The sequence below is a fragment of the Paenibacillus radicibacter genome (assembly GCF_024721995.1).
GTDB classification, from domain to species: domain Bacteria; phylum Bacillota; class Bacilli; order Paenibacillales; family NBRC-103111; genus Paenibacillus_AM; species Paenibacillus_AM radicibacter.
Window position 1 is genome coordinate 272,512 of sequence record NZ_JANQBC010000009.1, and the last position, 9,868, is coordinate 282,379.

A 9,868-nucleotide genomic window follows, 5' to 3' on the forward strand; every position below is an offset into this window, starting at 1 on the left:
CCCCTCTTTATCTATATGTTATTAGAATGAGACTGATAATTATTATCAATACGGGTATGTTAACATGCACATAGAAATCTGACAATATGTCTTATTAAATTTTTTATAGATTTTTCAAAATAAAAGAAGCTAGTGTGACAATTTCTAGCTTCTTTACGAGTAATTATAAGATTTTATAATAATTAATGGTTGCTTGGAACTCTCCAACTTCATTAATAACGAAATTAGGAGTACGTCCTACTTCAATATAACCATGCGATTGATAGAGCTTATTAGACGGATCTCCTTCACGAGTATCAAGAATAAGCAGCGATCGATTCTCCACTCTCGCTGTATCTTCCATCGTATGAAGTAACTGCCACGCAATGCCCTTCCTACGATGTGCAGGATGCACCATGAGCTTGGCAACTTCCGCACGATGTAGCCCATTCTTTTTCAAGACGAGATGAAGTTGAATCGTTCCTGCGATAACGTTATGCTCATCTTTCGCAATCCATAACTTAACGCCATTCTGCAAGACGCTCAGCCAGTAATTGCGAGCTTCCTCTAATGCTACAGGATGCAAGAAACCAATAGACGCACCGTCAGCTACGACATCTATTAATAGTTCACAGAGTTGGTGCAATACTTCAGAATCTTGAATCGGGTCTAGAGATGTAACTTCTTCAATGGTAATTGAGCCCGTCCTCATCGATATTTAACCACCTTTACTAGTTGTTAATAACAGCCAAATGTTCTTTATAATAAACTCTAATGAAGTGCTTTATTCCTACGCCAGATTAATTCGCTTCAGCTCACCATCAACGATCGTATGTACACCGTCTTCTTCTGTATCACTAATCATCGAGAGCACACCATTTAAAAAGTAGACACCCGCATTCTCATCAATCCCGTAATTAACCGTATTGGGGCATGTCTCTACAGCTTGTCTTAAGTGATTCTCTTCTTCCCATTGTCTAAAATGAACAGCGATGACCACTTCATCAACTAGCCCTAATCCTTCACGAACTTGGAATTCCTCTTTATCGTTATCTTTTGGGGACAACACACAAGTCACAGGACTGATCAGTGCACCTGCAGAGAACCCAGACATGGGAATGCCTAGTTCATAGACTTGCTTAATTGCATTACCGATCGGGGTATTCACAATGTAGTCTGCATACAAATTCGTATCCCCACCACCGATTACGACCCCTGCACTTTGTAAAATAAGATTTGCCACTTGATCGACTTCATTCGTCGGCAACGTAATAAGATGAATTCTTAACTCGTCTATCCCATTCTCTACTAAGGGTTCTGAATAACGTGCCATGAATATCTCCCAATCCGAATTGACACCTAGGATTACGACGCATCCTTCTCTTGCCTGAACAAGTTCTGCAAATTTTCTAGCCAGTCTAGGTGTATAAGGATTCGGTCCCCCACCTACGAAAAATAAATGTTTATCCATATAACCACCACTCCCTATAATTTACCAGTATAATAACAGGTATAACTACGAATTAGAAGACTTTCATGATTTTAAAATAAAGATAGGATGTGTATCCGTCCATGGATCAATCGCTTGTAAAAGAACAACTCGATCAACTAACTGAGTTTTTCTTTCAACTCTTCACGAACAAAGAAGGAGCCATTCCCCAGGTAAATCTCATTCACGAGCTATTCATCCCAAGTGGAACGATTATTTGCAACACAGGTTCCACACCTATCATTTACACGCTGGAGGAATTCATCAAGCCGAGAGTAATCATATTAACAGATGGAACATTAGTTGACTTTGAGGAAAAGGAAATATCCGAACAAACCGAAATCTTCGGTCAAATCGCGCATCGGTTCAGCGTATACGAAAAATCTGGCGTACGTGATGGACAATATTTTCAAATGAAAGGCAGTAAGAGTACACAATTCATTCACACACCAGATGGTTGGAAAATTTGCTCCTTAATCTGGGACGATGAGAAATAATGAAAGCTTGGGAAATACGTAAATATTAATTTCCCGGGTAAGCGCATAATTCGCTATAAAAAGCAATGTGTTGACAACATTTATCTTGCTGAATCGTGCTTTTTCTTAAGCGTTACTAGGACTTGGTAATGCCCATTATTGTGCAGAAGCTTAACTCCACCCTCATGCATTTCGACGATATGACGGGTAATTGCAAGCCCAAGACCGGATCCAGAGGGCATATACGTATCCGCCCGAACTGGTTCCAGACGATAGAATCGATCGAATAAACGCTCTTCCTGCTCCTTGGAAATCGGCTTTCCTTCATTTTCAATCTGAATCATGATCTCATCTACATGCTCAGACAGACTGACTACAATTTCCCCTGGTTGATACGAAAATTTAAGTGCATTCATTAATAAATTATCAATGGCACGAACTATTTTCTCAGCATCAACCTCTAATGTAACAGGTCCTAAAGTAGACAACTTACGGATTGAGACTCCTTGCTCCATAGCAACAGATTCGAATTCACTGAGCATTTGTTCGAGCAAGCTGTTCACATCGATCAATTGAATGGACAATCGAGTCTCTCCGTACGTAAGCCGTGTATACTCAAACAAGTCGTCAATTAACGTCTTTAATTGTTGGGTCTTATTAATAGCCCCTTCCAGATAGCGCTCCTGCTGCGCAGCATCATCCACTTTACGAGAGTTCAACAAATCCAAGTAACCAATGATGCTCGTGAGCGGAGTTCGCAAATCATGTGATACATACGTAATGAGCTCCATCTTCGCTTGTTCCAGTTCCCGTTCCCTACTTATTCGCTCCTGCAATTGATCTGCCATATGATTAATATTCACAGCAACAGTCCCTAGCTCATCCTCACGTAAGATAGGAATCCGATAGCTCAAATCTCCACCTGCTATTTTCATGACCCCATCGGTTATGTCAGACAAGTAGTGGACGATCGGACGGGAAATCACAGTGTAGAGAAATAGAAACCCAGCAAGGAATACTACGATATTTAATGGCACAAACCATTCATAGGGTATGAAAACACTTATTGTAAACGTAATAATGAAACTAAACACAACCATCCACATAATCCGAATACGAACTTGACTCTGACCCGTAAATTGGCTCCACAGCTTACTTTTCAATCTTATATCCCACTCCCCACACCGTCTTAATAATTTGCGGCTCTCGCGGATTAAGTTCGATCTTCTCGCGGATGTTACGGATATGCACCATGATCGTATTTTCCGAGTAATAAGGGGACGGGTCTTTCCATACGCTGTGATAAATCTTATCCATGTTAAACACTTGTCCGCGATGGGTTGCGAGTAATTCTAAAATAGAAAATTCGATCGGAGTGAGTACGGCTTCTTGCCCTCTAACAATCACTTTATGTTCATTGGGTGAGATAATAAGATCGTCGATATGAATTTCGGAGGAATGATTAGGAGTTGTCAGGGTGGAGTAATTCTGTCGTCTCAGCTGCGCTTTGACTCTCGCAATTAGTTCTAACGGGTTAAAGGGTTTCGTTACGTAATCATCTGCGCCCGTGGATAAACCTGTAATCTTGTCTAGATATTCTTGTTTAGCTGAAAGCATAATAATCGGAATCTTCGACAGTTCCCGGATTTTCATGCACGCTTGAATCCCATCTAGATTCGGCATCATAATGTCGAGAATAATAAGATGAATCGGCTCAGACTGTAGGATGTGCAAAGCTTCAAGACCATCTTCCGCTTCTAACACTCGATAACCTTCATTGCGTAAATAAATGTGCACGATATTACGTATCTCACGATCATCATCGGCAACGAGTATCGTAACTGCCATGTATGTCACCCTCCTCTATATTCCACAATTCACGTAAGACTTTTCTGCTTATTGTTGAAAATTTGTGCCCGGGCGGGTGACTTCGATTCACGAGCAGGTATCCATCTTTTTACAGCATAATACACGACTTCAACTAATACAATCGCTCCGACTACATCTGCCCACACATGCTGCTTCACAAACAATGTGGATGCGATAATTAGCCATGACATGACCCAAGTCCCGATTCGAATCGCTCTTGCCGCTTGTGGACAGTCCGCCAAACCCTTCAGAATGACATAACTAGAGAGCACATGAATACTCGGAAAACAGTTATATGGCGCATCGGTTTGATACACAAAGTTCACGAGCATCATAAGAATTCCTTGGTTTGGATCAATAGATGGACGCAGAACCGTCGTCTGGAATATAAAATACGTGATGTAGCATAGCACAAGTCCCATACATAGTGAGAGAAGTGTGCGATAATACGCCGTCTTATTTTTCATGAAAAAGACAACCAACATCCCAATAATAAACGGATACCAGAGCAAGTAAGGTATTATAAAGCCTGGAACGAACTGAATATTCACATCAAATGATGTTAATAAACTAGAGACATTTCCCCGATCCTGATTGAGTAATCCGTAGCAAATGTTGAGTACCGGAATAGCAAGCATCCATAACAATGGATAATACGCTGCAAGTTTTCTCTTCTTACGTCTAGCTTTCATTCACATACTCCCCCTCTTTCTTTTCTTACGACAAACGTAAACAAACGCAGGTGGAAAGTTCCACGGAACGTAATGAATATGTTCGATTACAAAATGGACCTTGAATTGCTCCAACATCTGCTTGGAATATTGGAAAGCTATGAACCAACCGTTCTCTCGAAGAGCACCGACGATCTGTTCTAACAATTGCTCCCGCACGGATTGTGGGAAATTATAAAAAGGAAGACCACTGAATATACAATCCAGATGTTCGACTTGCTCGTCATGCATCGTTTGGATGAGATTTAAGCAGTCCTCATGGCAGGTGAATTGCGGATATCGCAGTCGCAATTGCTCACGCATCTCGGGATCTTTTTCAAATAGTAGGACTTGTGCGGGCGCCATTATAAACTTCATTAAGAAAAGCCAGTTTTGCTGGATTTGCATACCTTTACTTAATCTCACGAACAATCCCTCCTCTTGCAACCATTCTATCCATACTTTCTTTAATGCAAGGTAGGGAAATCCTTAAGCCTTTCTGAAGAAATCATCGGCTGAACGCAAAAAAGAGGAACACGAGGTTCCTCTTACATACTTAATTATTTTACATATTAAAACGTTGTCGATATCCGCACTTGCGGCACAACTCTTCAACCACTTCACGACGTGAAAATCCTTCTACAATATTGCTTGCACGTTCACCATTAATAATATCCTCGAACGGATTCTGATTAATATTTCCCAGATTAATGATACCCTCACCATCTAAGCAACAAGGAATGACTGTTCCGTCAACGAGAATCCCCGCTTGATTACGAAGTCCGTGACAGAAGCCTTTGCCATCATCCTCTTCTTCCTTCAGATCCGGCCATTTGAACTCATAATCTTGGTTGATGTATACACGATCTGCAATCTTGACGCCTTTGCCAGGTTCAACCTTCTCTTCAATCTTGAAGTCAAGGTCATACTCGTTCTCGATCATAGACAGAATTTCACGATTGCGCTCTCGTTCCACATTGGTCACATTGTCTTGGTCCAAGTTCCATAAGCGAAGGGAGAATATGATATTCGTCTGCTCACGCGCTTCTCGAACGAACGAAAGGACACTGCTGATATACCCTTCTTTATTCTCAGAACCTTCATGTCCGTCGAAACTGTGCAAAGAGATGTTCATCTGACGCAGTGCTGGCTTCGTTAACAGCTTATGCTTATTCTTCTGAAGCAACGTGCCGTTCGTCGTGATGTTGACTTTCAAGCCTTTTTCATGGCTGATGTCGAGTAGTTCATCGATTTTCGGATGAAGCAGCGGCTCCCCTTTTACATGCAAATATATAAAGTTGGTGAACGGCTTCACTTCATCTAATCGCTTCGTAAACGCATCTATCTTAATAAAGTTCGCTTGGCGCTGTGTCGGAGGACAGAACGTGCAAGCTAGATTACATACGCTCGTAATCTCAATATAAAATTTCTTAAATCGTTTCATTTACTAGGCTCCAATCCTATCTGTGCTATATGTTTATTGTACACAAAATAGGAGAATTATCTACACGCTCATTTCTCAGCGCGGGAGAGGACGACAATAGCGCCCCAGATTAAGGCGAATCCGACTAGTTGTGAAGCTGTTAGCGCTTGTTGGAATACAAGCCAGTTCACAAGTACGCCTACTGCTGGGAAAGATAGTTCTGCAAGTGTTGCGTAGGACGCTTTGGTGTTGGAGAGCCCCTTGTAGTAGAGCAATAGACTTAATAAACCTGGTAAGAATGCTTGGAGTAATAAGCTGATACTGACCGAGCTCCACTCCCCTGCTCCTGAGGGCATTACCCATTGCGAAGGCTCGATCCATGAGGTTACCAGTAGTAAAGGAAGTGCCGCTGCAAAGCGTAATGCTGTTACGGATTCGAAGTTGATCTTATTGAGCAATACACGACCCATTACTGTTGAACCGCCCCATAGAATCGCAGCTCCAATGGAGAGTAAACCACTCATGCCTGCTACCTCAGCAAAGCTCCCACCAGAACCTGACCAGCCAAATGTTAGCAAGTAAGTTCCTGCAAGTGCAACGAGGAGCAAGATCGGGAAACGCTTAGGTAGTGTTTCTTTCAACACGAAGTGTGCCATGACTATCGCAAACAATGGCTGCAACTTCTGAAGTAATAACACAACGTTCGGATTCCCATAAGCGAATGCGGAAGTAAACATAATCGTTGCAATCGCTGATCCTCCCCATGAGATGAACAGCACAGCGAAAATATGACGGAATTGCAGTTTACGTAGTTCTCCGCGATGAATCCAAAGTACAGGCAGCGCATAGAACATAAGCAAGATGTGCTCGATTAGGACAATTTGAGTTGATGTGAATGATTTGAGCAAAAGAATACGAAACAGGGGATCAACACCCCACATAGCAGCTCCAAGAACAACGAGCCATACGCCATTTAACTTGCGACTTGCGACTTGCGTCTGCGATGCAGACTTCTGATTACGAATAATGTCTTCCATATCCAACTACCTTCTTTCTTGGTGTTTGAATAGGATCTCGAAAGAAAATCGCCCCGTTACCAAAAATCGATAACGGGGCGAATTCAAACAAGCCAGAGATGATTGTTATGTACATGGACATGACAAACCAAACCTCTGATTGTATTGATCTTCTCCCATCCGGACTATACCGTCGGCCTTGGAATCTACACCAAGTCAGTCATTACTTGCATGAACGCCAAATAATGAGTCGCGGGCTGAGGTTCTCGGGAACCATCACCGCCGGTCAGGAATTTCACCTGCCCCGAAGATCCATATTCATTTACGTAGCATTGTAGCATAGATAATCATTTTTCGGCAATAGACTTTTTATTATTTACTAATTAAAAATAAGTTTATTGAACTCGAATATTTTTTTCTTGACATTTTCTCAATATTATGATATAATAAAAAATTAACTTGAATATCTATTTGATTGCGAGTATGATAACTAAAGCACCTCATAGAATAACGAACTAATTCTAGTAAAACTGGGGGAATTTTATTATGAAACTCGCAAACGGAATTACAGCACTCAAGATTGAAGGCGTAAGCAATGGAAACCCTACTGTTATTTATCCGACCTTAATATGGGACGATAAGTCAATCATTCTTATCGATACAGGCTACCCTGGGCAAACCTCCCTATTTCAAGATGCAATCGCTCAAGCTGGCGCAGACTTTAACAAGCTGAATACCATCATACTTACCCATCAAGATGTCGATCATATTGGCAGCTTATCCGGCATCCAAGAAGCGTTAGCTCTACCTGCAGAAGTACTTGCCAATGAAATTGAAAAGCCATATATCCAAGGAAATGAGACAATCATTAAGTTCGCTAAAGTGTACAACAATCTAGAATCAATCCCGGAAGATCGCAGAGAAGGCTTCCTGTATCTATACAATAACTTACCTAAGGGTGAGGTTCATCGCACAGTTGCAGATCAAGAAGAATTACCATACTGCGGCGGCATTGTTGTTATTAATACACCGGGTCATACACCAGGTCATATTAGTTTGTATCATAAACCAAGCAAAACTTTAATTGCTGGAGATGCCCTATTCTACATAAATGATGAACTTGTGGCACCACCTGCTAATTTTACACTCGATATGGATGCAGCAATGAAATCTGTTCAGAAACTTACTGAATATGATATTGAAACGATCATTTGTTACCACGGCGGTGCTTACAGTGATAATGTGAATCAGCGTATCGCTGAGCTAGCAAATTTGAAATAAATCCGATAATCCTATAATAAAGCGAAAGCTCCACTGAACTCATTAATGTTCTTGGAGCTTTTCTCTTCATATACCAAGCTGGATATTATTCCAAGTCCGTTCGTAATTAGTTTGTAACCCTCGCACGTCGCTTCTCTTATATTATAAATCTATCTATGCAAAAATATCATTATATGAACAGGACATGAAGGAGAATTTACAACATTGAGAAATAGAGTCATCATTGTCGGCGTATTTTTATGCATTATTGTAAGTGCGATCTCTGGATTTAACCAATTTGTCATCCAACCCAAAAAGGTCGCAGAACAAAAGCAAGTTGAAGAAAGTATTAACGAAGCAAAATCTAAACAAGCAGTTGAATTAGTGGAATACCAAGGGAAGGCGGAACATCTATTCTTCCATCCGCTTATCGCATACCCGAAGCTCGCGTTTCGCGGTGATGCACAATCCGAACAAATGGATAAGTGGTTTAACACCGTACCTGAATTCAACAAAATTATTGACGAATTGTATCGCAAAGATTTTATCCTCGTACATATGGAAGATTTGTATGAAGAGGTAACAACCAATGGCCAAACCAAGATTGAACGTAAGAAACTAATGCTACCTAAGGGCAAGAAACCCATCATAATCTCTATCGACGATCTGAGCTATTATCAATTCAATCAAATCCAATATGGAACGGTAAACAAACTCGTATTCGACCAGAATGGAGAGATCGCTACACTATCTTACAATGAGGATCAAGTAGCAGAAATTCGTCGTGATCTGGAGATTATTCCGATCCTAGATGACTTTGTGAACAAACATCCGGACTTCTCTTATAACGGTGCCAAAGGTACGATCAACATAACGGGCTTCGAAGGACTTCTCGGTTACCGAACGAACAGTAAGCAATATAATAAAGCAACGAAAAAGTATGATATTATCAATCCGATGATGCAAGAAGAAATTACACAGGTAAAACCTATTATCAAGAAGTTGAAAGATACCGGCTGGGACTTCGCTTCTCATAGTTATTATCATTGGCCACATAATCAGATTACGCTTACCAAACTCAAGCAGGATATGAAAATGTGGGATGAAGAGGTAAAACCGCTTATTGGTGCAACCGCTGTTTACGTATTCCCTCAAGGGTTTACTTTTAAACAAGGAAACACCCTTAAGAATCCACTTGTTCAATATCTATATCAAAAAGGATTCCGTTACTTCCAACCAGTCGGTTCCGAAACGCATGAACAAAATTTAGGTTCGATCTTGTATCAAGATCGTCGTCATTCAGATGGACTAGGTTTACGTCTTCAAAGTCATCTATTTAAGGACTTATTCGATACTGATGAAATCATCGATAAAGCAAATCGTCCTGCGGAAGTGAAATATGTAAACGAATATACGAAGAAAAAATAGAGTGTATTCTAAATAACCCCCCTCTAAGAAATTAATTCTGAAGTGACCCCTAAAAGTTAGACACGGTTATTTCATCAGGCATCTTGGGTGCAATGAGTTCGGTACTGTACCGGACTCATTTTTAATTTTGCCTTCATCCGTTTCGTATTGTAGTAATCTATATATTTTTCTAGTTCAGTTTTAAAATGCTCCACACTTTCAAATTCCTTTAAGTATAG

Annotated in this window: 12 protein-coding genes and 1 riboswitch; of the genes, 3 read left to right on the plus strand and 9 right to left on the minus strand. The window is 40.8% G+C overall.

What is annotated here, in order from left to right; genetic code table 11:
- Positions 1-163: 163 nt before the first annotated feature.
- Together NV379_RS17845 and NV379_RS17850 are read right to left on the minus strand one after the other, a co-directional pair.
- Positions 164-691, minus strand: a complete 528-nt coding sequence (locus NV379_RS17845; protein WP_258208688.1) for a GNAT family N-acetyltransferase — start codon at positions 689-691, stop codon at positions 164-166.
- A 78-nt stretch (positions 692-769) separates the two neighbouring features.
- Complete coding sequence (locus NV379_RS17850; RefSeq protein WP_258208689.1) at positions 770-1,450, minus strand: Type 1 glutamine amidotransferase-like domain-containing protein; 681 nt, start codon at positions 1,448-1,450, stop codon at positions 770-772.
- 101 nt (positions 1,451-1,551) lie between these two features.
- On the opposite strand from NV379_RS17850, the gene NV379_RS17855 reads away from it, so the two are divergent.
- The gene (locus tag NV379_RS17855; protein ID WP_258208690.1) at positions 1,552-1,965 is read left to right on the plus strand and encodes a hypothetical protein; all 414 of its coding nucleotides are present in this window, start codon (positions 1,552-1,554) and stop codon (positions 1,963-1,965) included.
- Between the two features lie 80 nt (positions 1,966-2,045).
- On the opposite strand, the gene NV379_RS17860 is transcribed toward NV379_RS17855, so the two are convergent.
- From NV379_RS17860 to NV379_RS17885, 6 genes are all read right to left on the minus strand, one after another.
- A complete protein-coding gene (locus tag NV379_RS17860; protein ID WP_258208691.1) occupies positions 2,046-3,107 on the minus strand; it encodes a sensor histidine kinase in 1,062 nt (353 codons plus the stop codon).
- The gene (locus NV379_RS17865; protein WP_258208692.1) at positions 3,097-3,792 is read right to left on the minus strand and encodes a response regulator transcription factor; all 696 of its coding nucleotides are present in this window, start codon (positions 3,790-3,792) and stop codon (positions 3,097-3,099) included. The genes NV379_RS17860 and NV379_RS17865 overlap by 11 nt, the downstream gene beginning before the upstream one ends.
- 29 nt (positions 3,793-3,821) lie before the next feature.
- A complete protein-coding gene (locus tag NV379_RS17870) occupies positions 3,822-4,505 on the minus strand; it encodes a phosphatase PAP2 family protein (RefSeq protein ID WP_258208693.1) in 684 nt (227 codons plus the stop codon).
- Entirely contained in the window at positions 4,506-4,949 is a 444-nt protein-coding gene (locus NV379_RS17875; RefSeq protein ID WP_258208694.1) for a class I SAM-dependent methyltransferase, read from the minus strand.
- A gap of 139 nt (positions 4,950-5,088) precedes the next feature.
- Positions 5,089-5,967 carry a radical SAM/SPASM domain-containing protein gene (locus NV379_RS17880; RefSeq protein ID WP_258208695.1) on the minus strand — a complete coding sequence of 293 codons (879 nt, stop codon included), beginning with the start codon at positions 5,965-5,967 and terminating at the stop codon, positions 5,089-5,091.
- A gap of 68 nt (positions 5,968-6,035) precedes the next feature.
- Positions 6,036-6,983 carry a DMT family transporter gene (locus NV379_RS17885; protein WP_258208696.1) on the minus strand — a complete coding sequence of 316 codons (948 nt, stop codon included), beginning with the start codon at positions 6,981-6,983 and terminating at the stop codon, positions 6,036-6,038.
- A 143-nt stretch (positions 6,984-7,126) separates the two neighbouring features.
- Positions 7,127-7,278, minus strand: a riboswitch (FMN riboswitch).
- Between the two features lie 230 nt (positions 7,279-7,508).
- On the opposite strand from NV379_RS17885, the gene NV379_RS17890 reads away from it, so the two are divergent.
- Positions 7,509-8,243, plus strand: a complete 735-nt coding sequence (locus tag NV379_RS17890) for an MBL fold metallo-hydrolase (protein WP_258208697.1) — start codon at positions 7,509-7,511, stop codon at positions 8,241-8,243.
- A gap of 204 nt (positions 8,244-8,447) precedes the next feature.
- Positions 8,448-9,650 (plus strand): polysaccharide deacetylase family protein, encoded by a 1,203-nt coding sequence (locus NV379_RS17895; protein WP_258208698.1) that lies wholly within the window; start codon positions 8,448-8,450, stop codon positions 9,648-9,650.
- Between the two features lie 74 nt (positions 9,651-9,724).
- Here NV379_RS17895 and NV379_RS17900 read toward each other — a convergent pair.
- Positions 9,725-9,868: IS3 family transposase (locus NV379_RS17900; RefSeq protein ID WP_258208712.1), on the minus strand; the 144-nt coding region annotated here is incomplete at its 5' end.